The sequence below is a fragment of the Dickeya chrysanthemi NCPPB 402 genome (genome assembly GCF_000406105.1).
Classification (GTDB): domain Bacteria; phylum Pseudomonadota; class Gammaproteobacteria; order Enterobacterales; family Enterobacteriaceae; genus Dickeya; species Dickeya chrysanthemi.
On record NZ_CM001974.1, the window covers coordinates 2,947,355 to 2,962,288 of the forward strand.

At 46.3% G+C, this 14,934-nt stretch carries 14 protein-coding genes and 2 tRNA genes; 5 read left to right on the forward strand and 11 right to left on the reverse strand.

From position 1 onward, the window contains the following. Positions 1-519: 519 nt before the first annotated feature. On the forward strand, positions 520-1,800 hold the full coding sequence (locus DCH402_RS13165) for a cellulase family glycosylhydrolase (RefSeq protein WP_040001522.1): 1,281 nt from the start codon (positions 520-522) through the stop codon (positions 1,798-1,800). Positions 1,801-1,869: 69 nt separating this feature from the next. Here the strand turns inward: DCH402_RS13165 and pelL are convergent, their stop codons facing one another. Then, positions 1,870-3,147: a pectate lyase PelL gene (gene pelL / locus DCH402_RS13170; RefSeq protein WP_040001524.1), complete on the reverse strand. Its 1,278-nt coding sequence runs from the start codon at positions 3,145-3,147 to the stop codon at positions 1,870-1,872. Positions 3,148-3,770: 623 nt separating this feature from the next. Here pelL and DCH402_RS13175 point away from each other — a divergent pair. Genes DCH402_RS13175 through lysC form a run of 4 tightly spaced genes read left to right on the forward strand, consistent with a single transcriptional unit; the run spans position 3,771 to position 5,154 of the window. Beyond that, on the forward strand, positions 3,771-4,082 hold the full coding sequence (locus tag DCH402_RS13175; protein ID WP_012769254.1) for a phage holin family protein: 312 nt from the start codon (positions 3,771-3,773) through the stop codon (positions 4,080-4,082). Then, entirely contained in the window at positions 4,072-4,563 is a 492-nt protein-coding gene (locus DCH402_RS13180) for a glycoside hydrolase family 24 protein (RefSeq protein WP_040001526.1), read from the forward strand. The genes DCH402_RS13175 and DCH402_RS13180 overlap by 11 nt, the downstream gene beginning before the upstream one ends. Further along, positions 4,560-4,982 carry an Rz-like lysis system protein LysB gene (gene lysB, locus DCH402_RS13185; protein WP_040001528.1) on the forward strand — a complete coding sequence of 141 codons (423 nt, stop codon included), beginning with the start codon at positions 4,560-4,562 and terminating at the stop codon, positions 4,980-4,982. The genes DCH402_RS13180 and lysB overlap by 4 nt, the downstream gene beginning before the upstream one ends. Then, the gene (gene lysC, locus DCH402_RS23125; RefSeq protein ID WP_233276370.1) at positions 4,882-5,154 is read left to right on the forward strand and encodes an Rz1-like lysis system protein LysC; all 273 of its coding nucleotides are present in this window, start codon (positions 4,882-4,884) and stop codon (positions 5,152-5,154) included. The genes lysB and lysC overlap by 101 nt, the downstream gene beginning before the upstream one ends. A gap of 75 nt (positions 5,155-5,229) precedes the next feature. On the opposite strand, the gene DCH402_RS22405 is transcribed toward lysC, so the two are convergent. The 10 genes from DCH402_RS22405 to DCH402_RS13230 all read right to left on the reverse strand — a co-directional run bounded on the left by DCH402_RS22405 (position 5,230) and on the right by DCH402_RS13230 (position 14,877). Beyond that, entirely contained in the window at positions 5,230-5,490 is a 261-nt protein-coding gene (locus DCH402_RS22405; protein ID WP_161624076.1) for a hypothetical protein, read from the reverse strand. Between the two features lie 13 nt (positions 5,491-5,503). Beyond that, positions 5,504-7,192, reverse strand: coding sequence for a DUF4041 domain-containing protein (locus DCH402_RS13190; RefSeq protein ID WP_040001530.1), 1,689 nt, complete (start codon positions 7,190-7,192; stop codon positions 5,504-5,506). A 50-nt stretch (positions 7,193-7,242) separates the two neighbouring features. After that, the gene (locus DCH402_RS13195) at positions 7,243-7,608 is read right to left on the reverse strand and encodes a S24/S26 family peptidase (protein ID WP_226052036.1); all 366 of its coding nucleotides are present in this window, start codon (positions 7,606-7,608) and stop codon (positions 7,243-7,245) included. A 500-nt stretch (positions 7,609-8,108) separates the two neighbouring features. Further along, positions 8,109-8,195 (reverse strand) — tRNA-Leu (locus DCH402_RS13200). An 8-nt stretch (positions 8,196-8,203) separates the two neighbouring features. Next, positions 8,204-8,277 (reverse strand) — tRNA-Cys (locus DCH402_RS13205). Between the two features lie 359 nt (positions 8,278-8,636). Beyond that, entirely contained in the window at positions 8,637-9,356 is a 720-nt protein-coding gene (locus tag DCH402_RS13210; RefSeq protein WP_050583309.1) for a 4'-phosphopantetheinyl transferase family protein, read from the reverse strand. Positions 9,357-9,395: 39 nt separating this feature from the next. Further along, a complete protein-coding gene (gene fabD, locus DCH402_RS13215) occupies positions 9,396-10,529 on the reverse strand; it encodes an ACP S-malonyltransferase (RefSeq protein ID WP_040001532.1) in 1,134 nt (377 codons plus the stop codon). Between the two features lie 69 nt (positions 10,530-10,598). Beyond that, positions 10,599-12,497, reverse strand: coding sequence for an ACP S-malonyltransferase (gene fabD / locus DCH402_RS13220; protein WP_071604713.1), 1,899 nt, complete (start codon positions 12,495-12,497; stop codon positions 10,599-10,601). Positions 12,498-12,586: 89 nt separating this feature from the next. Beyond that, entirely contained in the window at positions 12,587-14,026 is a 1,440-nt protein-coding gene (locus DCH402_RS13225) for a PfaD family polyunsaturated fatty acid/polyketide biosynthesis protein (RefSeq protein ID WP_226052032.1), read from the reverse strand. A 23-nt stretch (positions 14,027-14,049) separates the two neighbouring features. Further along, positions 14,050-14,877, reverse strand: a complete 828-nt coding sequence (locus tag DCH402_RS13230) for a hypothetical protein (protein WP_040001536.1) — start codon at positions 14,875-14,877, stop codon at positions 14,050-14,052. Positions 14,878-14,934: the final 57 nt, after the last annotated feature.

Genomic DNA, 14,934 nt, shown 5'->3' on the forward strand with positions numbered 1-14,934 from the left:
CTCAAGTTGCAGGTGTGTTGACTGTATACTCGGCCCACAAATGGGTCTCACCCTTCGGCGCTGCTTGCAACTCGAATTATTTTGGGTATAAAGCCACACGACATATCTTTTATCTGCTGATTTCTTTCAAATAGAACTCTCACGGGAAATGCATTCGGCATCCATCCGGAATCATAAAAATGATGGAATATCAAATTTATACATATCCATCTCTTCATTCCAACATGATTTAATTTCCTTTTTTTGTAATCCATTGGAAATGGCCACATTATTTTTATAACAAGAATGTGATTTCACGCATTAAGATACATCCTATAAAAGAAAACAACACATTGAAAAATCCGAGAATGAGAAAATAATCTGGATATCATGAAAGAAATACACTATAAAATAGAATGTCTCTCATAACACACATGCATTGTGATATTAGTGAGAGTGTCAGATAGCAGGATGATATTAAATATACATTCTGTTTATTGTTAAGCTCACCCTATAACGATATGAAATGGAGATTCATTTATGCCTATTTTTGATCTGGACAAGAAAAACACCTCCAATAAAAAGCAATACGCTTCACGTAAAAGCCTGTATTTTTCCGGTATTTGCTTAGGATTAAGTATTACCTGTCTCTCCGCTAGTGCCTGGGCCAGCGTTGAACCACTTTCCGTCAGCGGTAATAAAATCTATGCCGGCGAAAAAGCTCAGAGCTTCGCCGGCAATAGCCTATTCTGGAGTAATAATGGCTGGGGTGGTGAAAAATTCTATACTGCCGATACGGTTGCCTCACTGAAAAAAGACTGGGGCTCCAGTATTGTTCGTGCGGCGATGGGGGTACAAGAAGCTGGTGGTTATCTCCAGGATCCGGCCGGCAACAAAGCTAAAGTTGAAAAGGTTGTGGATGCGGCTATCGCCAACGACATGTATGTGATTATTGACTGGCATTCACACTCAGCAGAAAATAACCGTAACGAAGCGATTAGCTTCTTCCAGGAAATGGCCAGGAAGTATGGCAAAAATCCTAATGTTATTTATGAAATCTATAATGAGCCACTTCAGGTTTCATGGAGTAACACAATCAAACCTTATGCAGAAGCGGTTATTTCCACTATCAGAGCGATTGATCCGGATAATCTCATTATTGTCGGCACACCCAGTTGGTCACAAAACGTAGACGAAGCCTCACGAGATCCAATCAACGCCAAGAATATTGCCTACACATTACACTTCTATGCAGGAACACATGGCGAGTCGTTACGCAATAAAGCCCGTCAGGCGCTAAATAACGGTATCGCTCTTTTTGTTACCGAGTGGGGGGCGGTCAATGCCGATGGTAATGGTGGGGTAAATCAGGCAGAAACGGATGCCTGGGTAACATTTATGAAGGATAACAACATCAGCAACGCTAACTGGGCGTTGAATGATAAAAATGAAGGGGCATCAACTTATTATCCTGACTCCAAAAACCTTACCGAGTCGGGCAAGAAAGTAAAATCGATCATTCAAAATTGGCCTTATAAAATCAACAGTACATCCAGTACCACAACTGAGCCATCAACCGAACCCACACCAACGCCTACCACAGACGAGCCGGTGACGACGGATGAGCCGGCAACAACCAACTGTTCGAATACCAATGTGTATCCGAATTGGGTCAGTAAGGACTGGGCCGGTGGGCAACCAAATCATAATGAAGCTGGCCAATCGATCGTCTACAAAGGCAATCTCTACACTGCAAACTGGTACACGACTTCTACCCCTGGCAGCGACTCCTCATGGTCGTTGGTCGGTAGCTGCAATTGATTGTCGATTAGTTTGAGTCACATAAAACAGGGCTGCATATTGCAGCCCTGATGCATAATATCTGATGACTTAATTACGCTCAAACGCACCTAAATCCGGCGCACTACCTGAATAACTGATATTGCTCTCCTTCGTACCGGCATTAATCAACTTTGAATTAGTCGACAAGCGAAACAGCGCAGTTTCAGGCAATGTCCCGTCATTATCACGTGATATCGTAGCCAGTGAGGTATCCAGGCTGACAAAATCAGATGCGGAAGCCACAGGGCCGGTGTCCCATGAGTTAGACTTCGCATCTGCATTATTAACAGTCGCCGAGCCGGACAGAGAAACGTTATTACGGAAGTAGTGCTTCTGACCTGATTTCACATTACTGCCGAAGCCATAGTTAATACCATTCTTGTATGACGTGTTATTTATTACTGTCACACCACCGGCATTATTATTCTGATCAAAGCCCTTACTCACATTGCCAAATGCAACGGACCGTGTAATCTGGTGGTTACCAACTGCTTGATTCCCCCCTAATTTAAACCCATTGCCGTTACCTGCGAACGAACTATCACTCCAATAGTTGATACCATTGCGAAAAGCCCAACTATTCTCAATTACGACTTTCTGTGGACTGTCAAATAAGTCAAAACCGTCATCAGAGTTTTCCCATGCCCGGCATCCGGCAAAGCGGTTACCTGGGCCTTGTTTTTGTTTCGGCCCAAAGCCATCAGCCATACTGCCATTCTTTTTAGGATCATAATTACGATAAGCATCGGAGTTAATTACCGTGTTATATGAACCACCGTTATTGATTTCAAGACCAGTGTTACGGTTATGGTGAAACGCCGTATTCTCAAAGGTATTATGGCTACCCGTCACATAGGCTCCCTGATAGCCGGCACGAGTGACTTCAATGCCTTTAAAATACCAATAATCCCCCGTCACATAGAAACCGTATGACGCCTGAACCCATTGACTGTCCGGGAATGAAAAATCAAATACTGCACGACCGCAATTCGCTGCCGCCACATAAATCGGCGAGCCCTCTTTCCCCGATTTATTAAAGGTTATGGTATTCCCTTTACCCTGCGTATAAGGAATAGTATATGTTCCTGGCTTAAGCAGAATCAGTTCTCCAGGGTTAGCTGCTGCCATAGCCGCAGTGAAACTCATTGGAGAATTAAAACTATTCCCATTATTGCTGCTGCTGCCATTCGGCGCAACGTAATAAATACGTTTAGTGCTGATGCCGCTGGTAAGATCCGAACTGCAATCCGCAGCCAGAACAGATGTACTATTGACTAAGAAAAACGCTGCCAACCCGGTACTGATAAAACAATTTAAATATTTCATCTCTTACCTCATGATATTGTAAAATTTATCTATCCATCGGCCCCAAGATGCGCACGCCGGGAAATGTCGCCAGAAAAATAAGCGGCGACTCAACCGACCTCACAGCAATAGCAACATTGATGATGAGCGTGAGTCAATCTGGCAGATTTAATCAACCAAGCTGTCGAGGTAAAATTACATTGGAAGAAAGTCGCACTCCTTCGACAGTCCTTGAACAGAGGCTGTTTTAAATACATTGCATCCTGCATATTGAGGTGAGGTCAGTATACTATGTTTAGGCAACATGAATACGGATGAACTACCATTTGTATTATGAAAAAAAAGAAATTTATACCATGAAAAAATAAAATAATGACATAAATAATCAGCAGAATATCAATACAAGATATTTACAACTCTCTTAAATAAAAATTACATTATTAGAATATGAATTCAAAAATGAGAAATCACACCAACCCGCAATCTTCTGTTTGCTGATAACTGAGCCATCACCTATCGCTGCCATCACCACGCGCCAGTTGGTTTAATGACGGGCATATACCACGAGACGACACGTAAAAAAACACGCTGTCATCTCCATCTTTTTATTTCCCCGCTTCAAAACCAAAGACTGGACACACCACATGAATGAAACTGATAAAAGCATCGTCTCACTATTTATCATCGGCACACTGATTGCCGCCGGCAAAGTACTGGCGGGTAGCGAACCCATCACACTTCGACTGTTCGTCGGTCGTGTGATGCTGGGTGGGTTTGTCTCAATGATGGCCGGTATCGCACTGGTTCAATTTCCTGACCTATCGCCCGTCGCTATCAACGGTATCGGCGCCGCACTCGGCATCGCAGGTTATCAGACTATTGAACTGCTCATCCAACGTCGTGTGCGGCAACTGGATAAACAAGCCAAATCGGAGAAAAGCGACGATGCTCAATAATTCCCCCAACCTGATTGCGTTTCTGGACATGCTGGCTTTTTCCGAAGGCACCGCAACGCACCCTTTAACCCGTAACCGCGGTTACGACGTCATTGTGACGGGTATTGATGGTAAACCGGAGATTTTCACTGACTATCATGATCATCCGTTCGCTAATGGTCGCCCAGGTAAAATCTTCAACAAACAAGGGCAACGCTCCACCGCAGCCGGGCGCTATCAACAGCTCTATCGTTATTGGCCGGCATACAAAACACAGTTAAAACTGCAGGATTTCGGCCCCGATTCTCAAGACACACTGGCTATTCAGTTGATCAGAGAACGAAATGCACTGGAAGACATTAGGCAAGGCCGCATTGCCAACGCTATTAACCGATGCAACAACATCTGGGCCTCATTACCGGGCGCAGGTTACGGCCAACGCGAGCACAATACAGCGCGTCTGCTCGATATATATCAACAAGCAGGCGGGGAGCTGGCATGAAAAGCGGCATGATCATCGCTGCCATCATAATGCTACTTATCGTCGGCGTCGGTGTGCAGTCCTGGCGGCTGCACGCCACCCATCAACTGGCAGAGCAGCAAGCGCAAACCCTGTCGCTACAGCAAACGGCGTTGAATGAAAAATCAACTCAACTAAAAACGCTGACTGAACAAGCTGAACGCAACAACGTTGAGCAAGCACGTCTACGCGACATGGCCGCCGATACCCAGGCAGCACTCTCCGAACGGCAAAAAATAGTAGCGAGATTACAACATGAAAATGAAACGCTTAAACGCTGGGCTGATACTGATCTGCCTGCTGACATTATCCGGCTGCGTCAGCGCCCCGCCCTCTCCGGTGGCCGTGCTTACCGTGAATGGCTGTCCCAGACTGACTCCTTGCCGGTTTCCAACCGCTAACCCGCAAACCAACGGTGAACTCAACGTCCTGTTGGACGAAACCGAAGCGGCACTAGCAATGTGTGCCGACCAGGTGGACATGGTTATCGATTGTCAGACAAAAAGCAGCGCCACTGATTCCACAGTTGCTGTGCCGGCTAGCCGACTAGCCAGGCCATCAAAAGAAGAGTGATGGAGTCCGCGACTTAAGCCAAGCCGCGGGCGCACTGCCTGGGAGTAAGGGAGCAGCACAACAAGGAGTGTTTGGTCAACCGCCACCGGCCACAAGGGCCGGCTGTTGAAGAAAAGAGAAAAAAAACCAGATTGGCAATGTACCCAGTCCGCTCCCCACATCAGGTTGAATATCGTTGCCAAACAGTGACATTGCTGGATGTTGCGACCGCCATAAACTCCCCATTCCAGGAAAAGCCCATGCTGAGAATCTGGTCGCGGAAGATACGGCAGCACCCAGCTTGATGGCCGTTAATAAACGCTGACTTATTCGGCGGGCAAAAATAAACGTCTTCATCAGGCCATTCTGGTTATGCAACTACTAGCTTATCTTGTTCATTTTCACTAGAGCTAGCCTTTTCTCTCTCAAGCGCGAGAGACTCTCTATATTCCTTCGCTTCTGCAAAAATAGTCCAGTGTGCATTAATATTCATTCTATCAATCGCAGATTTTATTTCCTTTAACGTTACATTAAAAAATTCCTTTCTATTATTCATTTTATTTAACTGATTTCCTTTAAATACTTTATGTAAACTATTCTCTAGTGAAGGAGCATCTTCACTATAAATCATAGCATGAACATCGAAAGCAAATGGAACACTCGCATCACTGAGTTCATAAATACGCTCTAATGGTTCAAGTCTACGAGTCATACCGATTTTAAATACATCCTCACCAAAAGAACCAATATTACTAATGACATAAACATGCCCTGATCTTGTCTGCTGAGCCATTGAAATAGCCCGTTGATTTTTCGCTTCAGCCTCATCGTATTTACGTTGTAATTCCTGAAGTTTTTTCTCAAGAGTCAAACGTTGTTCCTCACTCGCATCAAGCATTTCTTTTGTTGCTTTTTCAATGGCTTGCTTTATTGCTTTTTCTTCTTTCTCCGCCTCCTTTATGGCTTTCTCATATTCTCGCCTGGCTTTCTCTTCTTCTCTAAGTTGTTCTTTTATCCTTCTTTGCTCTTCTTTTTCTTGAAGCATGATTTCGTGTACAGCTACAGCCCATTTTAACTCATTAAGTCTTGCCTGAAGGAATGTATCCGTTATTCTGGCAGATCGGAAAGCAGCACCATTATAATTTACAAGGTTAAAGGCATCTTTGATTTCTTGAGCTAGTTTACCATAGTTATTATTTTTAACCTTAGATAATACTGTATCTACTTTTCCGTTAAATGCATCAAGTACAAATTTAATTGCAGTATTTTTTCTTAATGGTTCAACATAGTCACAGTCAGCAGCTTTAATTGATTGAATTAACGATTTAGTTAATTGTCTTGCTTTAATTAACTCTCGCCCTGAATCTGAAAATTCATACGCTTCGGCAAGTTCATCCAAAACACTTTGATTTGGAATAATCCATTCATCACCATAGCCATGTATTTTATTTTTCATTGATTGTGCAACATCTTTAAACTTCTCAGCAAACTCTCTGGCCTCATACGCAGCACCAGCTATTTCCTTTGCTTTATTTTCTGCAGATTGAATTAATGATGTTGCATTATCATGTGCATTGTTAATTATTTCATTGGCCTTTTCGTTGGCTAAATCTAATTTTTCTTTTGCTTTTAAACGAGCATCTCTTGCATCTCTAGTAATTGAAATGGCTTCAGCAGATGCATTGCTAATAGTCAACTCTGCTTGATGATTAGCATCAGACATTATCTTTTCAGCTGTTGACATAGCATTGTTAATTATATCCTTTGCCGAACTATCGGCTGCTCTTATTTTATCCTCATAATTAATAACAGCATCATGAAGATCTTGATATTGCCAAAGAGGTTCAGCTCTTTTAGTTATATCTGACAACTCTTGGGATTTTTCTTCTAAAGCTTGAACTAGAGCTAAGGCTCGGCGACTATCTTCTTGGGATTGTATCTTTAAGTCATCAACTTCTTTCTTGTAAATTTTTCTCTTCTTAATCTCTTTTATCCATAAAAACAGAAAAATCGGTGATAAAACTAAAATAGTTAGTAAAAAAAAAGCTCCTGTACTCATTTCATCCTCTATTTATATCCGAATTTTAGGGCGGGATATTAAACATCTCGTTAAAAAGTAATAACCACCCGTTCAACGCCTTTTACATCATCTAGCGAGCATTCAAATTTGGTGGCACTCCCAGAGACCTGGATCCGATTGCCGGGGATACAGGCAACGTCATACACATCAACATCACCGTCAATATCTAATAACCCGCGACCATTACTCACTTGTGTTACGGCCATATCAGCAATCCAGGCATTATTCCCTTTCTCAATGAAGGCAGGTTTAGCGACAGAATCATCAAGAAGTGTGCTATCAACGCACCACTTGCCAGCATCGGTTAATTTTCCGCCGACAATCCTGATCTTCTTCAAAGAGATAGTGGCGTTATTAATACTACTTTCTTCAGACTTTTCAAGTCTTGGGTACATTTTGCTTTCACCGGTAGCAAAGATCCTATCTCCTGCGAATCGCGATATAATCACCAACAGTTAATACCGCTATAGAGCAAACGACTGTAAAATCCATAATACCAAATAGAGCATCGCGATGCCGGTGCTGAAATGCATCGCCACATTAAACCAGTAAACACCAGGCCTTTCACTTCTGTGTATATATTCACAACGGCTGGTACCCTTGAATGTCTTTGTATAAACACCGCGACGAACATAAGCGATAGACTCTACCAGCATAACAATGCCACAGATAAAAATGGCAACCATTACACAGTAATCTAAAGCGCCCATAATACTGCCGGTTCTTTGCATAGAATTTTATGATACGCATGATTTGGAGAAATATTAAGCACTGAGGATGTTGCTTATTAGCGCATAAAAACAGATTAGGAAAAGGGATTCTCAGGCACAAAAAAACCGCCTCGTGGCGGTCATGTTCTTTTAATTATTTTCTTATATTACAAGGCGTTAACACATGGTGCCCAGAGCGGGACTTGAACCCGCACAGCGCGAACGCCGAGGGATTTTAAATCCCTTGTGTCTACCGATTCCACCATCTGGGCTCAGAATTTGGAGGCGCGTCCCGGAGTCGAACCGAGGTGGACGGATTTGCAATCCGCTGCATGGCCACTCTGCCAACGCGCCTTACTTCAAAACTACCACTAAACTCATTTCCAGCAAGCTAAGAGACGATAATTTGACTCATAACTCTTTGTTTTCAAATCGTTTTAGCACCCTGCCTTACAGGATGGACGGCATTATGGACTAACTCTGGGTCTATGGCAAGACCCTTTATGCAATTTTTTCTTATAAGCCCCGAGACTGCATGACTAACCGCTTTCTCACCTTTTCGCCCCCCACCTCTCGTATACGGTCGCCCACAACGGGAAGACAAGCCGCTATGCCGCAAGCATTGGGAAGGCCTCCCGTATCACAATAGACGTTGCCGCTGCATACGCTTGAGCGGCTTACTCTCTTTTCGGTGTTTGACTAAGCATTGTGCATCATTCGGTGAATATTGCGGGGCGGCCGTCGGTTAAATCAACAATGGTTACATATTGCTGCTCAGGCAATACCCTAAAATAACCGCGTAAGATTTTACCTTTGACAAGCTGCGGGCTCAGTGTCTTTTTTAAGACAAAATCCATGCTCTGATGGGTAAAATCAATCTTGAATATTGACATTGCCTCAAAACCAAAATAGCGGCCGACATGGCTGTAAGCCGCCTTAAAAAAACTTTCTTTGAGGGAAAAGAATAAGGTAAAGCACGCCTGATACAACGCCGGATTGACAGAAATTACGTCAATTTCATGCTCATCAAGAGTTTGAGTCAGTACATTGCCAATCACCTCATGGCTGATTTCATCTTCAACATCAATGCCGACACCGATTCTCCCCGCAGCATGGCCAACCAGCGCCACCGCTCGGTTATGGCAATGACTAATCGAGCCTGTCATGCCTTGCGGCCAGAGCGGCTCGCCATGCTCGCCCCGGCCGATATGCCGCACATGAATTCCCCATTTTTTTAACGCCTGTACGGCACAGAAGCGGCCAGCCAAATACTCGGCGCGCCTTTTGACTACCGCACGACTCACATACCCGGCGTTCTCTATCTGATACAGTTGGAACAAGCTATCGTGATAGTGCTCCCTGGCAAACATACAATGATAAAGTTCAACGTCGGTATCAAACCAATCACCAGACTGATTTTCCTGAAAAAACATCGTTCAATCCTTGTTGCCGTCATGCCCGGCCTATCCACTTTATACCGGCTTCAGTTCATCCAGTTCGAAATAACCGTTGTAACCTTTCAGATAGATCGCCGCACGATGCTGAAACAGCAGAACGGCGTCTGTGCGGGTTTCCACCTCGGTGTTCAAAATACTGGAGTAAACCTTTTGCCCGATCCGGAATCGACTATTCCATTGTTCCACCTTCCGGGCTGCCGCTAATGCTCTGCTATGCATCGACCGGTTTGTCGATTCCGCCCCCCCCTTCACATCATTGGCCTCAGGGTGTGACCGAATGGCCTGTAGTTCGGCTTCTGTCGTCTCTGCCTTTATTTTTTCGACCAGCCCACCGACAACGTTACCCTGCCCCAGTTCCGTAAACGTCACCGTTCCCAGACTCATCAGATATTGAATACTTTCGGTCCAACGTACCGGGCTGGCAATTTGTTGGGCAAGGCAAGTTAATAGCGTCTCGTCTTGATAGGGTCGCGCCGTTTTATTGGCGATAACCGGGATTTTCAACGCCGAGAATTGAAAGCTCTGCAAGTATTTTTCAAATTGCTCCATTGCCTCCTGCATCAATCGGGAGTGAAAAGCCCCACTGGTATTTAAAGGAACACATCTGATATTACTCTCTTCAAATGCCTCTACGGCGTTCATAATATCGCTACGAGGCCCCGAGATCACAATTTGCGATGGCGTATTAAAATTAGCCAAATCAATACTTTCCAATCTTTTGATTTGCAATAACTCGCGTATCTGTGCTTCGCTTGCTCCCAGTACCGCAGCCATACCGCCGCCGTCGGCCTGCCCCATCAGTTCGCCGCGTCTTTTCACCAGCTTCAACCCGGTGGCAAAATCAAAACACTCGGCGGCCAGTAATGCATTAAACTCCCCTAAACTATGACCTAAAACGAAATCCGGACGTGTACCGGTTTCCTCCAGCGTCATAAAATAAGACAGCGCATTAACGACATAGATTGCGGGTTGGGTATATTGCGTCCGATTTAGATTGCCGTCGGGATCATCAAGGCAGAGTGTTTCAATGGAATAACCCAGAATATCGTCGGCGATACGGGTTAAATCGGCAAATCGTCTAAATAACCCCTCCCCCATTCCTCGCCGTTGAGATCCTTGTCCAGGGAACATATAAACCTGAATTGACATGATGGTTCACTCCTTTGAATAGATTTTATTAGCTATCTTTGCGTAATTGCCTGTTTAACAAGCTCCCCGTTACGCATTCAATTGCGATAACAGATAATCAAGCGATTTCATTCCGTCACCGAACTGGTTCAATACATAGCCATGCCGACATTCGATATCTTTCGAATACTTCAGAAAATTGGACAAGCTCCCCGTAGCCGATACATCAATAAAAAAGGGGTCCTTCATTACGGTGAAGGTTGAACTGACGAGAGCAGAAAAATCGACTTTACTTCTGATTATTTGCCATAAGTAAGCCTGAGCATCAGCGTGTGATAACTCACCGACAGCCCGCCCCAGCACGGATGAATAAAGGGGAAGAGTCGGAGTAAAAACCGGTGTCTGACGCAGTAGTGGCTGATATTCCGGTTTGATCGCTTCAATCTCATTCGAATGAAAGCCATAGCGTACCGGCAGCGCAACAGACAGGATGCCTTTATCAGACAGTTTCCGTTTCGCTTCTGTGATGGCTGTTTTATCTCCGGAAATGAAGAAGTTATTATCAAAATTCACGCCAGCCAGCGTACACCGTGAAAAAATGTCTGCGTTGCTATAGAACGTCTGCGTCGGAGCCAGTACCACGACCAGTCCCCCCTCCGGCGCATACTGAACCAGCAACCGGGCCTGTTCAACAACCAGCTTAAGCGCATCATCCAGCCGCAGCATACCGGCCACAACGGCGGCGATGTACTCACCCAAGCTATGGCCGACCACCGCCGAGGGCTGGATACCACGGGCAATCAACATCTGAGTCAGGCTATAGCCCAGACAAAACAGTGCCGGATGCGTGTAACGAATATCATCAAACGCCTCGCCGGAATGACCTTCTCCGTAGAGTTTTTCCAGCAGATTGATACCGCTCAGCTGATAGACTTTGTCACAAAGGCTGTCCATCGTCTGCCGGAAGTGCTCATCGTTATGGTAAAAAACACGCCCCATCTGGTAATACTGGCTGCCCTGGCCTGCATACATGAAAACGCACGGGTGCGGTGTTGCCGCTATCGGCCCGCCTGGCTTCTGAATCGGCATCGAGGCCGACGAGACGACAGGGGCTGAACGCGTTTCACCGATCGGCATCGGGTCTTCGACAATACGCTGATGGAGTTTCGTCAATACATCACCAGGACCCACTTCCGTGAAATCATCATAGCCTTGCGCCAGCAACCAGGAGATAGACTCATACCAGCGAACCGGGCTGGAAATTTGCCGGGTCAACAGTGTCTGATATCCCGTCGCGGGATAAGCCCTGGCTGTTACATTCGACATCACAGGAACAGCCAAAGGATGAAAAGTGAATGTAGACAGGAAATCGGCGAACTCCCGCTCAATATCCACCATACAGCGAGAATGGAACGCCGCACTGACGTTCAATTGGACAAAACGGGCTCCGGCATCCAGAAAACGCTGCTCAAGCGTTGGCGACAAGACTTCGTCATAGTTCCCCGAGATAATGCACTGCCGCCGGGAGTTAATATTGGCGATATCCACATGTTGAAAGCCGCTATCGGCCAGAATACGCTCAATATCATCCAGATTAATCTCCAGCAATGCGACCATAGCCCCCTTGGGGGCCTGGCTCATCAACTGACCACGTTTTTGCACCAGCCGAAGCCCGGTGACAAAGTCAAAAGCGCCGGCAGCAAACAACGCGTTGTATTCCCCCAGACTGTGTCCGGCGAGAAAATCAGGCGGCGTCATTCCACGTGCCTTACGCTCTAAATAGCTCAGCGCATTCACGGTGTACAATGCCGGTTGGGTATACTGCGTCTGATTTAACACCCGCTTAGGATCTTTCACACACAGGTTGGCGATGTCATAGCCCAGCACCTGATTTGCCTGTTCGACCAGATCCGGATAGTGCTCAAATAGGTCATAGCCCATCGTACGATATTGCGATCCCTGCCCTGGAAAGGTATAGACTGTCTTCATAAGTTTCCCCGCTGTACTATTCTGTCAGGCCATCGCCGTCAGACCGTCGAGCCGTTAGCCGCGCGTTGCTACGCAGATAACGTGTGGTTTTACATGTGGTTTTCCAGTGAGCCGATTTGTCGTGATAACAGGGAAGCCGCTTCCTGCATCAACATTTTCCCGATTTCATCGACGTGACGAGCGCGCCAGCTTTCATAAACCGTGCCTTTCACCCACTGATTAAACGCGCCTAAAGCCGGCCCGCAATGCACCTGATAATCCACTTTGTTCTGCGGATCGCCGGCCAGCGCCAGCCGCGAGCTATAGGCAAAATACCAGCGAAAGATGGCTGCCATTTTACGCTTGGGATTCGCTTCGATTTGCGCCAGCATCTGAGAACGATTAGCCTGATAATATTGCCTGACATCGTTCCAGACATCGGATAACGGGCGCTTAAAGTACTTGTCTTCAAGCTGCCGTTTAACCTCCGGCGGAATGGCCTCTAACGAAGCATATTGTTGATAGAGCTGATAAAGCCGATTCGCTCGCAAAGGGAAAAATACACCGCGCTTTAGCACCTGAACTTTAGCGCCCTGTTCAAACATATCGCCGGCAGGCGCATAGTCGGTATCCTGAATATTGATACGTTGCAGGAGATCTTTCACTTCATCGCTGGTGGCCGCTTCAACCGAACATTGATTGACCGAACCGGTGACAACAAAATCAGCACCTAGCATAAAAGCCGCCATTACGGCTTCCGGCGTACCGATACCGCCCGCAGCGCCGACTCTGATAGACCGGGGATAGTGCTGTCGGGCCGAAATCTCCCGGCAAAGCCGGGCGATGGCCGGGAACAGCACATACGCATTCCCCTGATCGGTGTGGCCTGCCGAATCCGATTCGACGCAGATATCCTGCGCCATCGGCACCCGTGGCGCCAGTTCAGCCTCCTGAGCACTAATCAACCCTTGCTGATATAAATGAGCGACCAGCTCAGGCGGCGCCGGGTGAGCAAAAATATCGGCAACTTCGGGGCGTGACACTTTCGCCATCAGCGTATTGGGGATCACTAACCGCTGATCCTCTCCCCGATGAATCCCACTCAACCGATAACGGACTAATGCCGGCGTCATCGTGATATAAGCGGCCGCTTCGATAAAACGAATGCCATGGGTCAGAAACAGTTCAATCCGCTGCATTTCCTTTTCCGGGAAATCGTAATCCGCCAGCATATTCATGCCGAAAGATTCCCCGCTCAAATCAGATTGAATCCCTAAAATCGCCTCTTCCAGCGCATGAAGACTCACCCCTCCTGAACCGAAAAAGCTCATCATGCCGGCTCGGGCCATCGCGACAACCAGTTCGCGGGAAGCAATCCCCTGATACATGGCACCACTGACATAGGCATACTTAATCCCATAATCCTGACGAAATGCCGCACTGCCCAATTGTTCGGCCTGAACACGCGGTTCTTGTCGGCGGTCTCCCCCCTGAGGGGGAAGACCTTCCCGGCGTTCAGCCGGCCTCGTTTGCCCAATATGTGTCATCATCGCGCTCTCCCCGTTTAACCTGTTCAGAAAGCGTCGCCTTTCATATCAAAGGGGGGATAAGCAGGAAAATCGGTCGTCGACGGGTACTTACTGAAAGTCATCACCTCACGGCCATTGGTCAACACGGTATTACCGCCACGCAATTCAAACTCATAACTGACGTAACTTTGCCCTTCGCCCCAGAGTTTGCTGTACGTTCTGGTATTAAACGTCGTTCGCAGACGGTCCGGAGATATTACCGCCATCTCATTCGACTCATAATTAATAATGATCTCTCGCGATTTATTGAAATCACTGGTCACCAGAATGTTATAGCTCCCGTAATACATCTGATTCAGCGGTGTTGCCGTTTCACCGCTATGATTGCCGGCCAGAGGAATGCCATTACTATCCAGTACCGAAATATAGAAACCGCCGTCACGGGCAATCCAACCTTCGGAAGGTAAGATAGTCCCGGCCATCGAATACAGCCGATAATGACCATCCGGGTTGCCGGTATATGTTTTCAGCTCAATACGTTTTTGCGCCACCAGCGCCTCAACATCAATACCGAATTCCCGATTAAAATAAGCAATCGCCTCTTCTCTTTTTTGTGCTAATTCACTCTGATTCAGCCCCATAATCTGGGTGTAGAAATAATCACTGCTGCATAACGTTCCCTGACATCCGGATATGCCGGGGAAGGGTTCAGTATTCGTAATATTGAGCGAGCCGGTTCCCATAAAAACCAGTACCTGCTTAAATCCCATAGGTTTAGGTAACCGCTCGCCGGCGTGCGTATTAAATGTCATCAAGGCCATAGAGAAAACGGCGATGGCGGCGGCTTTTCGTTTAAATGTACGTAACTGCATAGAAGCTCCTTGTTGTTTTTCACTGATAACCGGCAAACCGGTTATCAATGGCTTTGT

Bases quoted from the DNA above. Each gene is read 5' to 3' on its own strand.
- DCH402_RS13225 (WP_226052032.1), bottom strand. From the start codon at position 14,026: ATGATGACACATATTGGGCAAACGAGGCCGGCTGAACGCCGGGAAGGT.
- fabD (WP_040001532.1), bottom strand. From the start codon at position 10,529: ATGTCAATTCAGGTTTATATGTTCCCTGGACAAGGATCTCAACGGCGA.
- lysB (WP_040001528.1), top strand. From the start codon at position 4,560: ATGAAAAGCGGCATGATCATCGCTGCCATCATAATGCTACTTATCGTC.
- DCH402_RS13230 (WP_040001536.1), bottom strand. From the start codon at position 14,877: ATGCAGTTACGTACATTTAAACGAAAAGCCGCCGCCATCGCCGTTTTC.
- pelL (WP_040001524.1), bottom strand. From the start codon at position 3,147: ATGAAATATTTAAATTGTTTTATCAGTACCGGGTTGGCAGCGTTTTTC.
- DCH402_RS22405 (WP_161624076.1), bottom strand. From the start codon at position 5,490: ATGAAGACGTTTATTTTTGCCCGCCGAATAAGTCAGCGTTTATTAACG.
- fabD (WP_071604713.1), bottom strand. From the start codon at position 12,497: ATGAAGACAGTCTATACCTTTCCAGGGCAGGGATCGCAATATCGTACG.
- DCH402_RS13180 (WP_040001526.1), top strand. From the start codon at position 4,072: ATGCTCAATAATTCCCCCAACCTGATTGCGTTTCTGGACATGCTGGCT.
- DCH402_RS13175 (WP_012769254.1), top strand. From the start codon at position 3,771: ATGAATGAAACTGATAAAAGCATCGTCTCACTATTTATCATCGGCACA.
- DCH402_RS13190 (WP_040001530.1), bottom strand. From the start codon at position 7,192: ATGAGTACAGGAGCTTTTTTTTTACTAACTATTTTAGTTTTATCACCG.
- DCH402_RS13165 (WP_040001522.1), top strand. From the start codon at position 520: ATGCCTATTTTTGATCTGGACAAGAAAAACACCTCCAATAAAAAGCAA.
- DCH402_RS13195 (WP_226052036.1), bottom strand. From the start codon at position 7,608: ATGTACCCAAGACTTGAAAAGTCTGAAGAAAGTAGTATTAATAACGCC.
- DCH402_RS13210 (WP_050583309.1), bottom strand. From the start codon at position 9,356: ATGTTTTTTCAGGAAAATCAGTCTGGTGATTGGTTTGATACCGACGTT.